Below are 18,656 nucleotides of genomic sequence, written 5' to 3' on the forward strand. Positions count from 1 at the left end.
TTGCGGGCACGGCGGCACCTCCGGTGCGCTCGGGGTTCACGGCTCCTCCACTTCCGCCGGGGCCGCGGCGGCCGGCGCGATCCGCACCAGCTGGCCGGGGACGGCGCCGGTGTCCGAGGCCACCCCGGTACCGGTGGAGTCGAGCGGCAGCCAGACCACCCGGTCGGGCATGTCGGTGACCAGCAGCGGCAGTCCGACGCTCCCGACCGGGCCCGTCACGGTGAGGACGGTGCCGTCGGCGGCCCCGATCTCGGCGGCGGTCGCGGCGGAGAGCCGGGCCGGTGCGGCGTGCCGGGTCCCGGCCAGCGCCTCGTCGCCGCGCTGGAGCAGTCCCTGGTCGAGCAGCATCCGGTGCCCGGCGAGGACGGCCTCGCCGACGGCGGGCCTGGGCAGCGCGCTGGCGGTCGGGGCCTCCGGCGGCACGGCCGGGCGGGAGGGGCGGGCGTCCCAGCCGCCGAGCCGGTCCAGTTCGCGGCGGGCGGCGCGGATGTCGGGCAGCCCCAGCTCGCCGCGGCCCACCTCGTCCGCCTCGGCGACCGCGTCGGCCAGCATGTGCAGGACGCGCAGGTCGCCGGGGGCGAGGCGGCGGGTCATCTGCTCGGGCTTGAGCGCCGCCTCGAACATCCGCGCTCGGCCTTCCCAGTTGAGGAAGGTGCCGGACTTCTCGGCGACGGCGGCGACCGGCAGCACCACGTCGGCGCGCTCGGTCACCTCCGAGGGCCGCTGCTCCAGCGAGACCACGAACTGCGCCCGGTCCAGAGCCTGCCGGGCGCGGGCGGGATCGGGCAGGTCGGCCACCTCGACGCCGCCGACCAGCAGCGCGGTCAGCTCGCCGGAGGCGGCGGCCTCGACGATCTGGCCGGTGTCGCGGCCGTACCGGGGCGGGAGTTCGGCGACGCCCCAGGCGGCGGCGACCTCGTCGCGGGCACGCGGATCGGTGGCCGGGCGGCCGCCGGGCAGCAGCGAGGGCAGCGCCCCGGCCTCGACGGCGCCGCGCTCCCCGGCCCGGCGCGGAATCCACACTAGCCGGGCGCCGAGTGCGGCGGCGGCGCGGACGGCGGCGGTCAGACCGCCCTCGACGGTGGCGAGGCGTTCGCCGACGACGATGACGGAGCCCTCGGCGCGCAGCGCCTCGCCCGCCTCCTGGCCCACGCCCTCCAGGCCGAAGCCGGTGCCGAGCGCCTTGAGCCACTCGGTCTCGGTGCCGGGGGCGGCCGGCAGCAGGGTGCCGCCGGCCTTGGTGAGGCCGCGGGTGGTGTGGGTGGCCAGTGCGAAGGTGCGCTGGCCGTGCTTGCGCCACGCCTTGCGGAGCCGGAGGAAGACGCCGGGTGCCTCCTCCTCGGCCTCGATCCCGGCGAGCAGCACGGCGGGTGCCTGCTCCAGGTCGGCGTAGGTGAGGCCGCCGCCGTCGAGGTCACGGCCGCGTCCGGCGATCTGGGAGGCGAGGAAGTCGGCCTCCTCACCGCTGTGCGGGCGGGCCCGGAAGTCGATGTCGTTGGTGTCGAGCGCGACCCGGGCGAACTTGCTGTACGCGTAGGCGTCCTCGACGGTGAGGCGGCCACCGGTGAGCACTCCGGCGCGACCGCGCGCCGCGTTGAGCCCGCGCGCCGCCGCCTGCAGCGCCTCCGGCCAGCTGGCCGGCTCCAGCCGCCCGCCCTCGGAGCGGACCAGGGGCTGGGTGAGGCGCTCGGGCGACTGGGCGTAGCGGAAGCCGAACCGCCCCTTGTCGCACATCCACTCCTCGTTGACCTCGGGGTCGTCGGCGGCGAGCCGCCGCATGACCTTGCCCCGGCGGTGGTCGGTGCGGGTGGCGCAGCCACCCGCGCAGTGCTCGCAGACGCTGGGTGAGGAGACCAGGTCGAAAGGGCGCGAGCGGAACCGGTAGGCGGCCGAGGTGAGCGCGCCGACCGGGCAGATCTGGATGGTGTTGCCGGAGAAGTACGACTCGAAGGGGTCGCCGTCGCCGGTGCCGACCTGCTGGAGCGCGCCGCGCTCGATCAGCTCGATCATCGGGTCGCCGGCGATCTGGTTCGAGAAGCGGGTGCAGCGGGCGCAGAGCACGCACCGCTCCCGGTCCAGCAGGACCTGGGTGGAGATCGGGACGGGCTTCTCGTAGGTCCGCTTCCTGCCCTCGAAGCGGGAGTCGGCGTCGCCGACCTGCATCGCCTGGTTCTGGAGCGGGCACTCGCCGCCCTTGTCGCAGACGGGGCAGTCCAGCGGGTGGTTGATGAGCAGCAGCTCCATCACGCCGCGCTGGGCCTTCTCGGCGACCGGGGAGGTGAGCTGGGTGCGGACCTCCATCCCCTCGGTGCAGGTGATGGTGCAGGAGGCCATCGGCTTGCGCTGGCCCTCCACCTCGACGATGCACTGGCGGCAGGCGCCGGCCGGGTCGAGGAGCGGGTGGTCGCAGAAGCGCGGGATCTCGATGCCGAGGAGTTCGGCGGCGCGGATCACCAGGGTGCCCTTGGGCACGGAGATCTCGGCTCCGTCGATGGTGAGCGTCACCAGGTCCTCGGGCGGCACCCCGGCCGGGGTGCCGGGCGCGGCGCCGGTCGTCACGGTCATGCCTTGGCCTCCAGGTGCTGGTCCGCCCAGAGCGTCGACCTGGCGGGGTCGAAGGGGCAGCCCTTGCCGGTGATGTGCTGTTCGTACTCGTCGCGGAAGTACTTGAGCGAGGAGAAGATGGGGGACGCCGCGCCGTCGCCGAGCGCGCAGAAGGACTTGCCGTTGATGTTGTCGGCGATGTCGTTCAGCTTGTCGAGGTCGGACATCCTGCCCTTGCCGGCCTCGATGTCGCGGAGCAACTGGACGAGCCAGTACGTGCCTTCGCGGCAGGGGGTGCACTTGCCGCAGGACTCGTGGGCGTAGAACTCCGTCCAGCGGGTGACGGCGCGGACCACGCAGGTCGTCTCGTCGAAGCACTGGAGCGCCTTGGTTCCGAGCATGGACCCGGCGGCGCCGACGCCCTCGTAGTCGAGGGGGACGTCGAGGTGCTCCTCGGTGAACATCGGAGTGGAGGAGCCGCCGGGCGTCCAGAACTTGAGGCGGTGGCCGGGGCGCATGCCGCCGCTCATGTCGAGGAGCTGGCGCAGGGTGATGCCGAGCGGCGCCTCGTACTGGCCGGGGCCGGCGACGTGGCCGCTGAGCGAGTAGAGCGTGAAGCCCGGGGACTTCTCGCTGCCCATCGAGCGGAACCACTCCTTGCCCTGCCGGAGGATGGCGGGAACCGAGGCGATCGACTCGACGTTGTTCACCACGGTGGGGCAGGCGTAGAGGCCGGCCACAGCAGGGAAGGGGGGCCGCAGGCGGGGCTGGCCGCGACGGCCTTCGAGCGAGTCGAGGAGGGCGGTCTCCTCGCCGCAGATGTAGGCGCCGGCGCCCGCGTGCACGGTGAGGTCGAGGTCGAGGCCGCTGCCGAGGACGTCCTTGCCGAGGTATCCGGCCTCGTACGCCTCGCGGACCGCCTCGTGGAGCCGGCGCAGGACGGGGACGACCTCGCCGCGCAGGTAGATGAAGGCATGGCTGGAGCGGATCGCGTAGCAGGCGATCACGATGCCTTCGACGAGGGCGTGCGGGTTGGCGAAGAGGAGCGGGATGTCCTTGCAGGTGCCGGGCTCGGACTCGTCGGCGTTGACGACGAGGTAGTGCGGCTTGCCGTCGCCCTGCGGGATGAACTGCCACTTCATCCCGGTGGGGAAGCCGGCGCCGCCGCGTCCGCGCAGTCCGGCGTCCTTGACGTACGCGATGAGGTCGTCGGGGCTCATCGCGAGGGCCTTGCGCAGGCCCTCGTACCCCTCGTGGCGGCGGTAGGTCTCCAGGGTCCACGATTCGGGCTGGTCCCAGAAGGCCGACAGGACCGGTGCGAGCAGCTTGTCGGGGCTGGTCTGGTTCATCTCGGCGGCCACGGTCATCACTTCCCCTCCTCGGCGCCGTCGCCGCCGCCGGTGACCGGACCCGCCGGGTTGTCGGGGTCGGCGGGCGCGGTCTGCTGCGGCGCGTCGTGCGAGCTGGGGTGTTCGGCGGGCGAGGGGGCGTGGCCGGTGGCGTCGGGGGCGCCGTCCTGGCCGCGCGGGTGGACGACGCGCTGCTGCGGCAGTTCGCCCTTGGCGAGCTTGAGGCCGATCAGCGAGGCGGGTCCGGCGCCGCCGGTGGCCTCGACCGCGCCGGGCCGCTCGTCGGGGAAGCCGGCGAGGATGCGCGCGGTCTCCTTGTAGGTGCACAGCGGCGCGCCCCGGGTGGGCTCGACGGTGCGGCCCTCGCGGAGGTCGTCGACGAGGCGCTTGGCGGAGTCGGGCGTCTGGTTGTCGAAGAACTCCCAGTTCACCATCACCACGGGGGCGTAGTCGCACGCCGCGTTGCACTCGATGTGCTCCAGGGTGATCTTGCCGTCCTCGGTGGTCTCGTCGTTGCCGACGCCGAGGTGCTCCTTCAGCTCGTCGAAGATGGCGTCGCCGCCCATGACGGCGCAGAGCGTGTTGGTGCAGACCCCGACCTGGTAGTCGCCCGAGGGCTTGCGCCGGTACATCGTGTAGAAGGTGGCGACGGCGGTGACCTCGGCGGTGGTCAGGCCGAGGAGTTCGGCGCAGAAGGCCATGCCGGTCCGGGTGACGTACCCCTCCTCGGACTGCACGAGGTGGAGCATCGGCAGCAGCGCGGAGCGGGAGTCCGGGTAGCGGGCGATGATCGCCTCGGCGTCGGCCTTGAGCCGGGCGCGGGTCTCGGCCGGGTACGCGGGGGCGGGGAGCTGGGGCATGCCCAGGGCCACCGAGGGGCTGGGCGGTGTGGCGGTCACCGGTCGACGCCTCCCATCACGGGGTCGATGGACGCGACGGCGACGATGACGTCGGCGACCTGGCCGCCTTCGCACATGGCCGCCACGGCCTGGAGGTTGGTGAAGGACGGGTCGCGGAAGTGGACCCGGTAGGGGCGGGTGGTGCCGTCGGAGACGACGTGCGCGCCCAGTTCGCCCTTGGGGGACTCGACGGCGGCGTACGCCTGTCCCGGCGGGACCCGGAAGCCCTCGGTGACCAGCTTGAAGTGGTGGATCAGGGACTCCATCGAGGTGCCCATGATCTTCTTGATGTGGTCGAGGGAGTTGCCGAGGCCGTCCGGACCGAGCGCGAGCTGTGCGGGCCAGGCGATCTTCTTGTCGGAGACCATCACCTGGCCGGGCTCACGGAGCCGGTCGAGGCACTGCTCGACGATCTTCAGCGACTCGCGCATCTCGGCGAGCCGGATGAGGAACCGCCCGTAGGAGTCGCAGGTGTCGGCGGTCGGCACCTCGAAGTCGTACGTCTCGTAGCCGCAGTACGGGTCGGTCTTGCGCAGGTCGTGCGGGAGCCCGGTGGAGCGCAGGACGGGCCCGGTGATGCCGAGCGCCATGCAGCCGGCCAGGTCCAGGTACCCGATGCCCTTCATGCGGCCCTGGAACAGCGGGTTCCCGGTGGCGAGTTTGTCGTACTCGTCGATGTTCTCTCGGAGCGTCTTCACCCCCTCGCGGACCTGGTCGAGGGCGCCGGGCGGGAGGTCCTGGGCGAGGCCGCCGGGGCGGATGAACGCGTGGTTCATCCGCAGGCCGGTGATCAACTCGAAGAGGTCCAGGACCACTTCGCGGTCGCGGAAGCCGTAGATCATGATGGTGGTGGCGCCCAGCTCCATGCCGCCGGTGGCGATGGCCACCAGGTGCGAGGAGAGGCGGTTCAGCTCCATCAGCAGGACGCGGATCACCGAGGCGCGGTCGGGTACCTGGTCCTCGATGCCTAGGAGTTTCTCCACGCCGAGGCAGTAGGCGGCCTCGTTGTAGAAGGGGGTCAGGTAGTCCATGCGGGTGACGAAGGTGGTGCCCTGCGTCCAGGTCCGGTATTCGAGGTTCTTCTCGATGCCGGTGTGCAGGTAGCCGATTCCGCAGCGGGCCTCGGTGACGGTCTCGCCGTCGATCTCCAGGATCAGCCGCAGCACGCCGTGGGTGGACGGGTGCTGGGGGCCCATGTTGACGATGATGCGCTCGTCGTCGGACGTGGCCGCGGCCTCGGCGATCTCGTCCCAGTCGCCGCCGGTCACCGTGTAGACGGTGCCCTCGGTGGTCTCGCGCCCGGCCGAGTAGCCGACCGCGTCGTCCTCGGCGGCGGCTCGGTGCCCGGCCTCCTGCCGGGGGTGGGAAGTACTCATCAGCTGTACGACCTCCGCTGGTCGGGAGCCGGGATCTGGGCGCCCTTGTACTCGACGGCGATGCCGCCGAGCGGGTAGTCCTTGCGCTGCGGGTGGCCCTGCCAGTCGTCGGGCATCATCAGCCGGGTCAGCGCGGGGTGGCCGTCGAAGACGAGGCCGAAGAAGTCGTACGCCTCGCGCTCGTGCCAGTCGTTGGTCGGGTAGACGGAGACCAGCGAGGGAACGTGCGGGTCCGCGTCGGGGGCCGCGACCTCCAGGCGGATCAGCCGGTTGTGGGTGATCGAGCGCAGGTGGTAGACGGCGTGCAGCTCGCGTCCCTTGTCCTCGGGGTAGTGCACGGCGCTCACCCCGGTGCACAGTTCGAAGCGGAGCGCCGGGTCGTCCCGCAGGGTGCGGGCGACGCGCGGCAGGTGCTCGCGCTCGATGTGGAAGGTGAGTTCGCCCCGGTCGACCACGGTGCGGTCGATGGCGTTCTCCGGGAGCAGGCCCTGCTCGTCGAGGGCGCCTTCGAGTTCGTCGGCGATCTCGTCGAAGACGCCGTACCCCTCGCGCGAACGCGGGCCGCCGTAGGGGCGGGTGGCCGGGCCGGGCAGCGAGACGGTGCGGACGAGGCCGCCGTAGCCGCTGGTGTCGCCGGTGTCCTGGGAGCCGAACATGCCCCGGCGCACGCCGATGGCGTCGCCGCCCTCGCGGCGGGCGGCCGGGAGCGCGGGCTCCTCGCGCGGCTCCTCGGGGTCCTGGTGGGTGTCGCTCACCGCAGCAGCCCCTTCATCTCGATGGTGGGCAGCGCCTTGAGGGCGGCTTCCTCCGCCTCGCGGGCCGCTTCCTCCTTGTTGACGCCGAGCTTGGAGCCCTGCACCTTCTGGTGGAGCTTGACGATCGCGTCGACCAGCATCTCGGGGCGCGGCGGGCAGCCCGGCAGGTAGATGTCGACGGGGACGATGTGGTCGACGCCCTGGACGATCGCGTAGTTGTTGAACATGCCGCCCGAGGACGCGCAGACGCCCATCGAGATGACCCACTTGGGGTTGGGCATCTGGTCGTAGACCTGGCGCAGTACGGGCGCCATCTTCTGGCTGACCCGTCCGGCGACGATCATCAGATCCGCCTGGCGCGGCGAGCCGCGGAAGACCTCCATGCCGAAGCGGGCCAGGTCGTAGCGGCCGGCGCCGGTGGTCATCATCTCGATGGCGCAGCAGGCGAGGCCGAACGTGGCCGGGAACATGGACGACTTGCGTACCCAGCCCGCGGCCTGTTCGACGGTGGTGAGCAGGAAGCCGCTCGGAAGTTTCTCTTCGAGTCCCATGGGTGGCTCTCAGACCCCTCTATCCCTCGTGATCCCTCGTGGGCGTGCGGTTCAGTCCCATTCCAGGCCGCCGCGGCGCCAGACGTAGGCGTAGGCGACGAAGACGGTGAGCACGAAGAGGAGCATCTCGACGAGCCCGAAAAGCCCCAGGGCGTCGAAGCTCACGGCCCAGGGGTAAAGGAAGACGATCTCGATGTCGAAGACGATGAAGAGCATCGCCGTCAGGTAGTACTTGATGGGAAATCGCCCACCGCCGGCCGGAGTCGGGGTCGGCTCGATGCCGCATTCGTAGGCTTCGAGCTTGGCCCGGTTGTACCGCTTCGGTCCGATCAGGGTGGCCATGACCACGGAGAAGACCGCGAAGGCCGCCCCCAGGGCTCCCAGTACGAGGATGGGCGCATACGCGTTCACCGCTCCTCGCTCCTCTCAGTCGGCACTGACTGCATTCGGCGACGTGGGCCCCTCGGCGATTCCGCCTGATCCGCCCCGGCACGCCCACGAAGATCGCGAACATGTGAGGCAGTTCACAAGCCCAACTGCCCCGCATCCTATGCCTGCCGTCCTGTGATCTGCGACACGGGGGCACCAACGTCTTTGTGATCTCCACCACCTGACGAAGGATCATGAAGTCGGATGAGCGGTGATGTTCACACGTGAAGCACCCGAGTGATCACCAGACGTGACATCTTCGATCATCGGAGCAGGTGGGAGGGGGTTTCGCTAGCAAGATCGTCCGCGTAGAGCAACTTTGCGATGGACACCGTGGCTTGATATAGGAACAGGCCGCCCATCCGGCCCCGCGCAAGCGGAACCACATGCTCCCGCCGGGTCGGGACGCACCGGCCAAAAGCGGACTCCTCACCACCGGGTCTCCATCAGTGCCCCGAGGGGGGCCCGGCACCCCCTGCGCACCGGCGCGCGTGCACACGTTCACGAGCGCGCGGGACGCGGCTGACGCGGTGACCGTTCCGTGACCTGCGCCACGTCGCCGCCGGGCGACCGACTCCGGGGCTTGGCCATCCGGCCACTGCGGTGGTATGCGGTGGGCAATTCGGGCGTAACGCGGAAAACCAGTGATCACGCGCATGATCACGACGGCCCGTTATGCCCGTTGTGGCGTCAATAAGGGCCCGTACGCCGCTCGTTCGGCGGGCAAAACGGACAGCTGTGGCGCACCCCACGTTTCTTGTGGGTAACCGGACGACCCTGGTAGCGGTTGTCCCATGCCCCACTCCGCTCCCATACGCAGCCACCGGAAGCCCCGCCGCCGCAGCACGTCGACCATGGCGCTGCGAGCCGGAGTCGCCGGTGGCGTCCTCAGCACCATCGCGGTCGCCGGCAGCGCCAACGCCGCCACGGCCGCCGAGCCGGTCACCGAGACCATCGAAATGCCCATGCTGACCGCCGCCCTCACCTCGAAGGTGGCCCTGTCCGCCGAGGCGACCCAGCAGGCCGCCGACGGTTACCAGTACCGCGCCGAGCAGCAGCGCGCGGCCGAGAAGGCCGTGAAGGACGCCGAGAAGGCGCAGCACGCGGCCGAGAAGAAGGCCGAGGCCGCCGCCGAGAAGCAGGCCGCCGAGCGTGCCGCCACCGCCGAGCGTGCGGCCCGCGGCGCCGAGCGCACCGACCTGTCCGGTGTGCGGACCGCCGCCACCACCTCGTCCTCGGGCTCCGGTGCCTCCGCACCCAGCCAGGACGTCCCGGCCCCGGCCTCCGGCTCCGTCGCCACGGTCGTCGCCTTCCTCCAGGCGCAGGTCGGCGACGCCTACGTCATGGGCGGCACCGGCCCCAACTCCTGGGACTGCTCCGGTCTCGTGCAGGCCGCCTTCAAGCAGGTCGGCGTGGACCTCCCGCGCACCTCGCAGGCGCAGTCGACCGCCGGCACCCAGGTCGGCACCGCCAACCTCCAGGTCGGCGACATCCTCTACTGGGGTGGCCAGGGCTCGGCGTACCACACCGGCGTCTACATCGGCGACGGCAAGTACCTCGACGCCGCCAACCCCTCCAAGGGCGTCGTCATCCAGGACCTCTCCGGTTACCCGGCCTCCGGCGCGGTCCGCGTCCTGTGAGCTGAGCGGTACCCCCGCCCCCGGACACGCGACGGCCCGCCTCCCCTCTTGGGGGAGGCGGGCCGTCCGCCGTGTGTACGCAGGCGCACCCCGCGCCCGGCCCTACGCCTTCGGCGCCACCTTCGTCAGGCCGTTGATGACGCGGTCCATCGCGTCGCCGCCGGCCGGGTCGGTGAGGTTGGCCAGCATCTTGAGGGTGAAGCGCATCAGGACCGGGTGGGTCAGGCCGCGTTCGGTGGCGAGCTTCATGACCTTCGGGTTGCCGATGAGCTTCACGAAGGCGCGGCCCAGCGAGTAGTAGCCGCCGTAGGTCTCCTTGAGCACCTTCGGGTAGCCGAGCAGGGCGCGCTCGCGCTGGGCCGGGGTGGAGCGGGCGTGGGCCTGGACGATGACGTCGGCGGCGATCTGGCCGGACTCCATGGCGTAGGCGATGCCCTCGCCGTTGAACGGGTTGACCAGGCCGCCCGCGTCGCCGACCAGCAGCAGGCCCTTGGTGTAGTGCGGCTGGCGGTTGAAGGCCATCGGGAGGGCGGCGCCGCGGATCGGGCCCGTCATGTTCTCCTCGGTGTAGCCCCACTCCTCGGGCATCGAGGCGGTCCACGCCTTCAGCACCTCGCGCCAGTCCAGCTCCTTGAAGGAGGTGGAGGTGTTGAGGACGCCGAGGCCGACGTTGGAGGTGCCGTCGCCCATGCCGAAGACCCAGCCGTAGCCGGGCAGCAGCCGGTCCGGGCCGGGGCCGCGCTTGTCCCACAGCTCCAGCCAGGACTCCAGGTAGTCGTCGTCGTGGCGGGGCGAGGTGAAGTACGTGCGGACGGCGACGCCCATCGGGCGGTCCTCGCGCCGGTGCAGGCCCATGGCGAGGGAGAGGCGGGTGGAGTTGCCGTCGGCGGCGACGACCAGCGGGGCGTGGAAGGTGACCGGGGTCTTCTCCTCGCCGAGCTTGGCCTCGACGCCGGTGATGCGGCCGGTGCGCGGGTCGGTGAGGGGGGCGCTGACGTTGCACCGCTCGTGCAGGCGGGCACCGGCCTTCTGCGCCTGGCGGGCCAGTTGCTCGTCGAAGTCGTCGCGCTTGCGGACCAGTCCGTAGTCCGGGAAGGAGGCGAGATCCGGCCAGTCGAGCTGGAGGCGGTGGCCGCCGCCGATGATGCGCAGGCCCTTGTTCCGCAGCCAGCCCGCCTCTTCGGAGATGTCGATGCCCATCGCCACCAGCTGCTTGGTGGCGCGCGGGGTGAGGCCGTCACCGCAGACCTTCTCGCGCGGGAAGGCCGTCTTCTCCAGCAGCAGGACGTCGAGTCCGGCCTTGGCCAGGTGGTAGGCGGTCGCCGAGCCGGCCGGTCCGGCGCCGACGACGATGACGTCCGCGGTCTGTTCGGTGCGGGGCTCGTTCACTGCTGGCTCTCCCCGGGGCTGGGTTATCGGGTGCCGTCCGGCACGGGACAGGGGCAGTCTATGCAGCGGCACCCGTCACCGAACCGAAGGGCCGCACCGAAGATGACCAACCCTCCGCCCGCCATCGGCCTGCGCGTCCCCACCGAGGAGGACGCCTACGCCTGGCACCGGGCGTTCGACGACCCCGAGGTCATGGCGTTCCTCGGCGGCCGGTCCGCCGAGCGTTCCGTCTACGAGGAGATGACCGCCCGCCAGCGCCGCCACGACGCCGAACACGGCTTCTGCTTCTGGACCCTGACCGACGCCGGGGGCGAGGTGCTGGGCTTCACCGGCGCCCAGCCCTGGCCGCACGACTGGAGCCCCGCCGTCGGCAAGATCGAGATCGGCTGGCGACTGACGCGTTCCGCCTGGGGCCGGGGGTACGTGACCGCCGCCGCCCGCGAGACCCTGGAGCGGGTGCGTGCCGCCGGGGTCGACGAGGTGGTGGCCCTGGTGGACGCGGAGAACCACCGCTCCTCGGCGGTGGCCCGGCGGCTGGGGATGGGTGAGCCCGAGGAGTTCCGCACCCCCTCGGGCCGCAAGGGCCACTGCTACCGGCTCAAGCTCTGACCGGGCGCCGGGGCGGCCGACGGCCGTGGCCGCCCCGGCGCCGCTGCCTTCGGCGTCCGAGCGCCGGCCCGGCTGGGTCGTGGCTGGGTCGTGGCTGGGCTCCGCCTCGGTCCGCCGGCCTCGCCCCTGCGGGTCACTGACGGCCTCGAACGCCGGCCGGGCTACAGGGGTTCGCCGTCGTGGTCGGCCGGGGTCCCGGGGAGACCGCGAACCCGGCAGCCCGGCCGGCGCCCGGGGCCGGTCGGTGACCGGCGCGGGCACTACCTGGCGCCCAGGCCCTGGAGTGGCCGGAAGGGCGGCCCGGCCCGGCTCAGGCTGCCTTGAAGCCCCGGTGCAGGGCGACGATCCCGCCGGTCAGGTCGCGCCAGGCGACCTCGGCCCAGCCGGCCTTCTGGAGCAGGGCGGCCAGCGCCGGCTGGTCGGGCCAGGCGCGGATCGACTCGGCGAGGTAGACGTACGCGTCCGGGTTGGAGGAGACGGCCCGGGCCACCGGCGGCAGGGCGCGCATCAGGTACTCGGTGTAGACCGACCGGAACGGCGCCCAGGTCGGCTGGGAGAACTCGCAGATGACGACCCGGCCGCCGGGCTTGGTCACCCGGTACAGCTCGGCGAGGGCGGCCGAGGTGTCCTGGACGTTGCGCAGGCCGAAGGAGATCGTCACGGCGTCGAAGGTGTCGTCGCGGAACGGCAGCCGCATCGCGTCACCGGCCGTGAACGGCATCCAGGGGTGGCGCGCCTTGCCGACCTGGAGCATGCCGAGCGAGAAGTCGCAGGGCACGACGTACGCCCCGGCGCGGGCGAAGGGCTGCGAGGAGGTCGCGGTGCCGGCCGCCAGGTCGAGGATCTTCTGCGCGGGCCGGGCGTCGACGGCGCGGGCCACCTCCTTCCGCCACCGACGGGCCTGGCCGAGCGACAGCACGTCGTTGGTCAGGTCGTAATGGGCCGCCACGTCATCGAACATCGAGGCGACTTCCTGCGGCTGCTTGTCCAGAGATGCACGCGTCACCCCGCCATTGTGCCTCCGGCCGCCGCACCTCCCGGGGCCGGGCCGCTCCCGGCGCGCCGAGCCCCGCTCAGCGGGCCCGGTGCACCAGCCGCCCGGCCAGCACGGTCGCCACGCAGGCACTCGCGCCCCCGTCCCGCAGGGCCGCCGCGTCGGGTACGTCGAAGGCGGCGAGGTCGGCCCGGACGCCGGGGGCGAGCGGCGCCCTGGACAGGGCGTCGTGGCCGCCCGCGAACGGGTCGAAGGGCGGCGCGCCCTCCCCCGGAGCCGTGGCCGGTCCCGGTCCGGGGACGACGGTGACCCCGGACCGGGCCAGCGCCGAGCGCACCGCGGGGTCGGTGACGGGCCCGGCCACCCGGGTCACGCCGTACCGCAGCAGCCGCTGGACGCCGCGCCGCGCGCTGCCCGCCCAGCGGGTGCGGTCGGGGGCGAGCCGGGCGAGGGCGGCGCCGGTGAGCGGGGCGTCGCCGAGTTGGTCGTACTCACGCGGGTCCGGGTGGTAGGCCGTCTCCAGCAGGGGCGTGGCCCGGCCGTGGGTGAGGCCGGCGGTGAGCAGGCCGGGCCAGGCGCGGGTACGGGCGCCGGGGTGAGCGGCGGCCAGTTCCGCGCGGCCACCGAGGGCCAGCACCGCCTCGCCCTGGACCAGTACGGCGCCGTCCGGGAGCGGGTCGGCGCCGGGCGGCAGCAGCAGCGGGGCGGTGTGGAGGGTCAGCACGGGGGCGGCTCGGCTCAGTTGGGGGCGAGCAGCTTCAGTTCGGGGTGGGCGGTGCCGCCGTCGATGGCGATGGAGGAGATGTGCGAGGCCACACGGTCGTCGACGGGGTCGTTCGCCGGGTCGTCGTGGACGACGAGGTGCTCGTAGGTGGTGGCGCGCTGGGCGGGGACACGGCCGGCCTTGCGGATCAGGTCGATGATCTCCAGGCGGTTGGAGCGGTGCTTGGCCCCGGCCGAGGAGACCACGTTCTCCTCCAGCATGATCGACCCGAGGTCGTCGGCGCCGTAGTGCAGCGACAACTGGCCGACCTCCTTGCCGGTGGTCAGCCAGGAGCCCTGGATGTGCGCGACGTTGTCGAGGAAGATCCGCGCGATGGCGATCATCCGCAGGTACTCGAAGAGGGTCGCCTGCGTGCGCCCCTTCAGGTGGTTGTTCTCCGGCTGGTAGGTGTACGGGATGAAGGCGCGGAAGCCGCCGGTGCGGTCCTGCGAGTCGCGGATCATCCGCAGGTGCTCGATGCGCTCGGCGTTGGTCTCGCCGGTGCCCATGAGCATGGTCGAGGTCGACTCGACGCCCAGCCGGTGGGCGGTCTCCATGATCTCCAGCCAGCGCTCGCCGGACTCCTTGAGCGGGGCGATGGCCTTGCGGGGGCGGGCCGGCAGCAGCTCGGCGCCGGCGCCCGCGAAGGAGTCCAGACCGGCGGCGTGGATGCGCTCGATGGCGTCCTCGACGGTGGTCTTGGAGATCCGCGCCATGTGCTCGACCTCGGAGGCACCCAGCGAGTGGATCACCAGCTGGGGGAACTCCTTCTTGATCGCGGCGAAGTGCTCCTCGTAGTACTCCACGCCGAAGTCGGGGTGGTGCCCGCCCTGGAACATGATCTGCGTGCCGCCCAGCTCGACCGTCTCCGCGCAGCGGCGCAGGATGTCGTCGAGGTCGCGGGTCCAGCCCTTCGCGGTGTCCTTCGGCGCGGCGTAGAACGCGCAGAAGCGGCAGGCGGTGACGCAGACGTTGGTGTAGTTGATGTTCCGCTCGATGATGTACGTCGCGATGTGCTCCGTACCGGCGTACCGGCGGCGGCGCACCGCGTCGGCGGCGGCGCCGAGGGCGTGCAGCGGGGCGTCCCGGTAGAGCGCCACCGCCTCCTCGGGGGTGATGCGGCCGCCCGCCGCGGCACGGTCGAGGACGGACTGGAGGTCGGCCTTCTCGGTCACGCGGCTGACACCTCTCGGCGCGGGGAACTGGTCCCCGTCAGCCTACGCTCTCCCCTCCCGCGCGCTTCGCCCCCCTCCGGGGCGCTGGTGGGCATGTCCCCCGAGCCGCCCCGCTCGCGTCCGGGGCGCCTCCGCCGTCGGAGGCGCGCTCTCGCGCTCCGCCCCCGGAACGGGCTCACGCCGCCGCCGCTCCCGCCACCAGCAGCACCCCGTACGCCCCCGCCAGCAGGCTCGGGCCGAAGGCGAAGGCGGTGCGGCGGCCCGCGCCCTTCGCCAGGACCAGGAAGAGGCCGTGGACCGCGCCGACGAGCAGCCCCGCGAAGGCGCCGAGGAAGACGGCACCGAGGCCGTACCAGCCGAGGGCGGCGCCGAGGGCGAGGCAGAGTTTCACGTCCCCGAAGGCGAAGCCGTCCGGGTTGATCAGGAAGAGGACGAAGGCGCCGCCGCCGAGGGCGAGCAGGCCGTACAGGGCGTCGAGCCAGGAGCCGGCGGCACCCGGCAGGGCGGTGGCCACCCCCAGCAGGGCGAGGACCCCGGCGGCGAGCGGCAGGGTCAGCGGGTCGGGCAGCCGCATGACGCGCAGGTCGACCACGGCGAGGAGCAGGCCGACGGGGGCCGCGAGCAGCCAGACGGCCAGTTCGGGACGCGGCCCGGTGGTGAGGGCGAGGGCGGCGCAGAGGGCGGCGGTCAGGGGGACGGGGAGCGCCCGCCGGCCCAGGGGCGTACCGCAGTCGGGGCAGTCCGGCCTGCCCAGCCAGCCGCCGAGCGGGTGGCCGTCGGGGCAGGCGGTGTGCCACTCCTCGCCCGCCGGGGCGGCGAAGCGGTACGCGGCGCGGGGCAGCAGCGCGCCCCAGAGGGCGCCCCAGAGGGCGGCGAGCGGGGCGAGCCAGAGCGGGGCGGTCACCCGGCGGCGGACGCGGTGTCGCGCCAGGCGGGGAGCAGTTCGTCGAGGAGCGCCTCGGTGCGCGGGGGCACGCCCCGGGCGCCGCTGCGGGCCACCAGGTCGGCGGCGCGGCGGGCGAGGGCCTCGGTGTCACCGCTCGCGTGGGTGGCGCGGAGCAGTTCGTTCCAGAGGCGCTCGTCCTCGAGGGCGGTGGACAGGGCGCGCTCCAGCGCCTCGATCGCCTTGCCCGCGCGGTCCTTCTCCAGGTGGAAGGCGGCGAGGGCGAGGCCGATGTCGGCGACGAGGAGCGGGAGTTGGGCGTCGACGATCTCGTGCGAGAGCCAGCCGTACCGCCCCTCGGGCCGGTCGGCGAGGAGCGGGCCACGGACCAGTCCGAGCGCGTCGGTGAGGGCGCGGCCCCGCACGGCCCGGTCGCCGGCGCCACGGCCCTGGGTGGCCTCGTGGTACAGCGAGCGGAGCACGTCGAGGTCGGAGACGACCGACTTGGCCAGGAGGAGGCGGCCCGCCGCGTCGGTGGTCAGGCGCGGGGTGCCGTCCTCGTCGGTGCCGAGCCAGTCGTGCAGCCGGTCCACCAGGGCGTCCCGCACGTCCTCGGTGACGCCGCGCGGCCACAGCGCCGAGGCGAGGACCCGTACGTGGACGCCTTCGCGGTGCAGCAGGAGCTGGGCCAGCGCCTCGTGGAGCAGGACGGAGCGGGCGTCGTCGGGGGCGTCGATGCCGATGATCTCGTACGGGCCGACCATGCGGGCGTAGACGGCGGGGCGGCCCTGCTCGGTGACGTCGACCAGGAACGGCGGCGGCGCGGCGCCCGGCTCGGGCTCGTGGTCCGGGTCGGCGGTGGTGAACAGGTCGACCAGGGCGCGCTGTTCGGCGGCCTCGACGCGCTGGGCGTCCAGTTCCAGGCCGAGCAGCGGGGCGAGCAGGCGGCCCTCCGGAGTGATCTCCATCTCCCAGGCGGCGCCGGGGAGTTCGCCGCCCCCGGTGCCGATGAGGTAGCCGAAGCCGAGGCGCGGGGCGTCGGCGGCCAGTTCGGCGAGGCGGGTGGCCTGCTCGGCGGTGGGCTCGGCGGCCACGAGGACCAGGTGCGGGGCCCAGCGGGTGTGCTGGGCGGGGCCGGTACGGCCGGTGAGGACCGAGTCGTGGCCGGCGGTGCCGAGCGCGCCCCGGCGCTGGCGCGTCTCGGCCTCCATGGTCTCCAGCAGGGCGGGGACCCCGTCGAGGTGGCGCAGCCTGGTCGGGGCGATGGCGGTCAGCTCCTCGCCGAAGCCGACCAGGGTGACGGTCATCCGGTCCGACCAGCCGCTGGTGGCCAGTTCGGCGGCGACCGAGGCGAAGACGGCGTCCCGGTCGGCGGTGGCGCCGCTCAGCGAGACGATGCCGGGGACCGCCTCCAGGTTGAGCAGGAGCCGCGAGTCGTCGAGGGTGCCGAGCGAGACCAGCCCGGGGAAGGGCGCGGCGGCGTCGCCGTCCCCGTACCGCTCGCCGTCGGCGCGGGCGAGCATCCAGAACGTCTCGTCCTGCCCGGTCTGCCACGGCGCGGGCGGCTCGCCGGCGGGCTGGGCGAGCTGGAGGTGGAGGTCGCCGTCGCTGAGCCAGGCCGCGTACACGGTGGGCAGCGGGCGCGACTCGTCGGCGAGCGAGGCGGCGAGGCCGCGCAGGGAGCGGTCCAGGAGGCGGACGCCCTCGGGGTCGGCGCCGATCAGCAGGGCGTCCTGGACGTCGGCGGCGGAGCCGGCCGGTACCGGCGGCTCCATGCCCCGGCGACCGCCGGCGGCGCTCATCGCGGACTGCCACAGCGCGGCCCGGCGGCGGCGGCCGAGGGCGCCGAGGAGGCCGGCGGCGAGCAGCGGTGCGGTGACCAGGGCCTCGGGGAGGCCGAACGAGGAGCCCTCGGCCGCCGGGGCGGCCACCTGGGGCCGCTCCGCGGGGCGTTCGGCCGGGACGGAGATCTGCTGGGTGTCGCGGTCCTGGTCGCCGGTGTCGCCGGTGTCCGGCTTCTGCTCCTGCGCGGCCCCGCCGCCCTCGGCGCCGGACTCACCGGACTTGGCGTAGTCGGTGATCTGCTCGCGGACCTCCTCGGAGACCTTGGGGGCCTCGTCGGGCATCTCGACCAGTTCGCCGCCGGTGGCGTCGGCGGGCATCTCCATGATCCAGCCCGGCCGGATGAGGCTGGCCTCGGAGAGCCGCGAACCGTCGGGCTGCTCACGGTCCTTGTTGAGCTCGTAGATCTCGTGGTAGCGGCGGCCGTCGCCGAGGTGGCGCTCCGATATCTCCCACAGGGAGTCGTGGTGGCGGCCCTCGGGCGGCTGGATGCGGTAGTACTTCGTGTCGCCCTTGGCCGCACTCGGCTTGGCGGCGGCCTGCTCCGCCTGCGCGCCCGCCTGTTCGGCGACGGCGGAGGCGGCCGACTCGGCGGCGGCCCGGTCCTGGCCGAAGAGGCCCGGGGTCTGCTGGGCGGCAGCCGCGACAGGCTGCTGATGCCCTTCCAGCTGCTGGCCGAGCTGCCCCAGCCCCGGCGAGAAGCTGGCCGCGGTCGCGCCCAACAGCAGGACCGCCGCCACCAGTTGACGGGCCAGCGCCTGGCTCGGCCCGGCCCCCGGCACCCGGGAGGGCAGCCCCACGCCGGAGAGCGCCGCCTTCACCTCGACCAGGACACAGGCGGTGAACTGCGCCCAGGCGAACCACACCACGACCGCGAGCACGTTCAGGAACGTGTCCACCGTGATCTCCTGCTGGAGCATGTCCAGCGACGGCGCCTCGGTCGGCAACGGCCAGCCGATCACCGAGGCGAGCGCCAGCGGCACACCGACCACGAGCACGGCCAGCGCCAGGAAGGCGAGCACCGCCTTGGCGAAGTCGCCGAAGGTCCGCCGCGTCCGGGGCAGCGGCTGGGGCTGCGGCTGTCGCGTCGAACGCGTCGGCCGCGTCGAGCTGTTGGGAGTGCGGCGGGCCATGGGCACAGTCCTGAGGACGGGTACGGGGGCGGGCTCGGCCGCCTGTCGTACGGGGTCGGGTGGGTTCGGCCTGAGCCTACTTAGTCGGCATGGACCTGTCGAAGGGGTGCGGGCGGGGGCCCGCGGGATTTCCGCTCTCCGGCGAGGGTTCCCGCCAGGGGTTCGTCGTGGCCGGGCTCCGGCGGTGCCTGCTTCCCTGTCGGCCGTGGCGGTCACTGATGGCCTCAAGCGCCGCCCGGGCTGATGCGTGGCCGGGCTTCGGTTCGGTGCTGACGGTTCACGAGGGCCTCGAACGCCGGCCTGGCGGAGGTCCGCCCGGGCCGAG

Annotated in this window: 15 protein-coding genes; 2 read left to right on the forward strand and 13 right to left on the reverse strand. The window is 73.2% G+C overall.

The window, feature by feature from the left end:
• Positions 1–36: 36 nt before the first annotated feature.
• The 7 genes from ACSLIC_RS10140 to ACSLIC_RS10170 are packed head-to-tail and all read right to left on the reverse strand — an operon-like array spanning position 37 to position 7,885.
• On the reverse strand, positions 37–2,565 hold the full coding sequence (locus ACSLIC_RS10140) for an NADH-quinone oxidoreductase subunit G (protein WP_436737352.1): 2,529 nt from the start codon (positions 2,563–2,565) through the stop codon (positions 37–39).
• Positions 2,562–3,911, reverse strand: coding sequence for an NADH-quinone oxidoreductase subunit NuoF (gene nuoF / locus ACSLIC_RS10145; protein WP_436737353.1), 1,350 nt, complete (start codon positions 3,909–3,911; stop codon positions 2,562–2,564). Before nuoF ends, ACSLIC_RS10140 begins: the two co-directional genes overlap by 4 nt.
• Positions 3,911–4,753 carry an NADH-quinone oxidoreductase subunit NuoE gene (gene nuoE / locus ACSLIC_RS10150; protein ID WP_436740327.1) on the reverse strand — a complete coding sequence of 281 codons (843 nt, stop codon included), beginning with the start codon at positions 4,751–4,753 and terminating at the stop codon, positions 3,911–3,913. Before nuoE ends, nuoF begins: the two co-directional genes overlap by 1 nt.
• A gap of 35 nt (positions 4,754–4,788) precedes the next feature.
• Complete coding sequence (locus tag ACSLIC_RS10155; protein ID WP_436737354.1) at positions 4,789–6,168, reverse strand: NADH-quinone oxidoreductase subunit D; 1,380 nt, start codon at positions 6,166–6,168, stop codon at positions 4,789–4,791.
• On the reverse strand, positions 6,168–6,923 hold the full coding sequence (locus ACSLIC_RS10160) for an NADH-quinone oxidoreductase subunit C (RefSeq protein ID WP_436737355.1): 756 nt from the start codon (positions 6,921–6,923) through the stop codon (positions 6,168–6,170). Before ACSLIC_RS10160 ends, ACSLIC_RS10155 begins: the two co-directional genes overlap by 1 nt.
• A complete protein-coding gene (locus ACSLIC_RS10165) occupies positions 6,920–7,474 on the reverse strand; it encodes a NuoB/complex I 20 kDa subunit family protein (protein WP_383172645.1) in 555 nt (184 codons plus the stop codon). Before ACSLIC_RS10165 ends, ACSLIC_RS10160 begins: the two co-directional genes overlap by 4 nt.
• A 51-nt stretch (positions 7,475–7,525) precedes the next feature.
• Positions 7,526–7,885 carry an NADH-quinone oxidoreductase subunit A gene (locus tag ACSLIC_RS10170; protein ID WP_003948737.1) on the reverse strand — a complete coding sequence of 120 codons (360 nt, stop codon included), beginning with the start codon at positions 7,883–7,885 and terminating at the stop codon, positions 7,526–7,528.
• Positions 7,886–8,757: 872 nt separating this feature from the next.
• On the opposite strand from ACSLIC_RS10170, the gene ACSLIC_RS10175 reads away from it, so the two are divergent.
• Entirely contained in the window at positions 8,758–9,543 is a 786-nt protein-coding gene (locus tag ACSLIC_RS10175; RefSeq protein ID WP_436737356.1) for a C40 family peptidase, read from the forward strand.
• A 102-nt stretch (positions 9,544–9,645) separates the two neighbouring features.
• Here the strand turns inward: ACSLIC_RS10175 and ACSLIC_RS10180 are convergent, their stop codons facing one another.
• The gene (locus tag ACSLIC_RS10180; protein WP_436737357.1) at positions 9,646–10,932 is read right to left on the reverse strand and encodes a geranylgeranyl reductase family protein; all 1,287 of its coding nucleotides are present in this window, start codon (positions 10,930–10,932) and stop codon (positions 9,646–9,648) included.
• 102 nt (positions 10,933–11,034) lie between these two features.
• Between ACSLIC_RS10180 and ACSLIC_RS10185 the strand changes: the two genes are divergently transcribed.
• Positions 11,035–11,541 carry a GNAT family N-acetyltransferase gene (locus tag ACSLIC_RS10185; RefSeq protein ID WP_436737358.1) on the forward strand — a complete coding sequence of 169 codons (507 nt, stop codon included), beginning with the start codon at positions 11,035–11,037 and terminating at the stop codon, positions 11,539–11,541.
• A 310-nt stretch (positions 11,542–11,851) separates the two neighbouring features.
• On the opposite strand, the gene ACSLIC_RS10190 is transcribed toward ACSLIC_RS10185, so the two are convergent.
• The 5 genes from ACSLIC_RS10190 to ACSLIC_RS10210 all read right to left on the reverse strand — a co-directional run bounded on the left by ACSLIC_RS10190 (position 11,852) and on the right by ACSLIC_RS10210 (position 18,331).
• On the reverse strand, positions 11,852–12,547 hold the full coding sequence (locus tag ACSLIC_RS10190; RefSeq protein WP_436737359.1) for a demethylmenaquinone methyltransferase: 696 nt from the start codon (positions 12,545–12,547) through the stop codon (positions 11,852–11,854).
• 67 nt (positions 12,548–12,614) lie between these two features.
• Positions 12,615–13,259, reverse strand: a complete 645-nt coding sequence (locus ACSLIC_RS10195) for a hypothetical protein (protein WP_436737360.1) — start codon at positions 13,257–13,259, stop codon at positions 12,615–12,617.
• A gap of 14 nt (positions 13,260–13,273) precedes the next feature.
• Positions 13,274–14,473, reverse strand: a complete 1,200-nt coding sequence (gene mqnC, locus ACSLIC_RS10200; protein ID WP_436737361.1) for a cyclic dehypoxanthinyl futalosine synthase — start codon at positions 14,471–14,473, stop codon at positions 13,274–13,276.
• A 175-nt stretch (positions 14,474–14,648) separates the two neighbouring features.
• Positions 14,649–15,377 carry a prepilin peptidase gene (locus ACSLIC_RS10205; protein ID WP_436737362.1) on the reverse strand — a complete coding sequence of 243 codons (729 nt, stop codon included), beginning with the start codon at positions 15,375–15,377 and terminating at the stop codon, positions 14,649–14,651.
• The gene (locus tag ACSLIC_RS10210; RefSeq protein WP_436737363.1) at positions 15,374–18,331 is read right to left on the reverse strand and encodes a BTAD domain-containing putative transcriptional regulator; all 2,958 of its coding nucleotides are present in this window, start codon (positions 18,329–18,331) and stop codon (positions 15,374–15,376) included. The genes ACSLIC_RS10205 and ACSLIC_RS10210 overlap by 4 nt, the downstream gene beginning before the upstream one ends.
• Between the last annotated feature and the right edge of the window lie 325 nt (positions 18,332–18,656).

This window comes from Streptomyces sp. BBFR102, assembly GCF_051397025.1.
Taxonomy (GTDB): domain Bacteria; phylum Actinomycetota; class Actinomycetes; order Streptomycetales; family Streptomycetaceae; genus Streptomyces.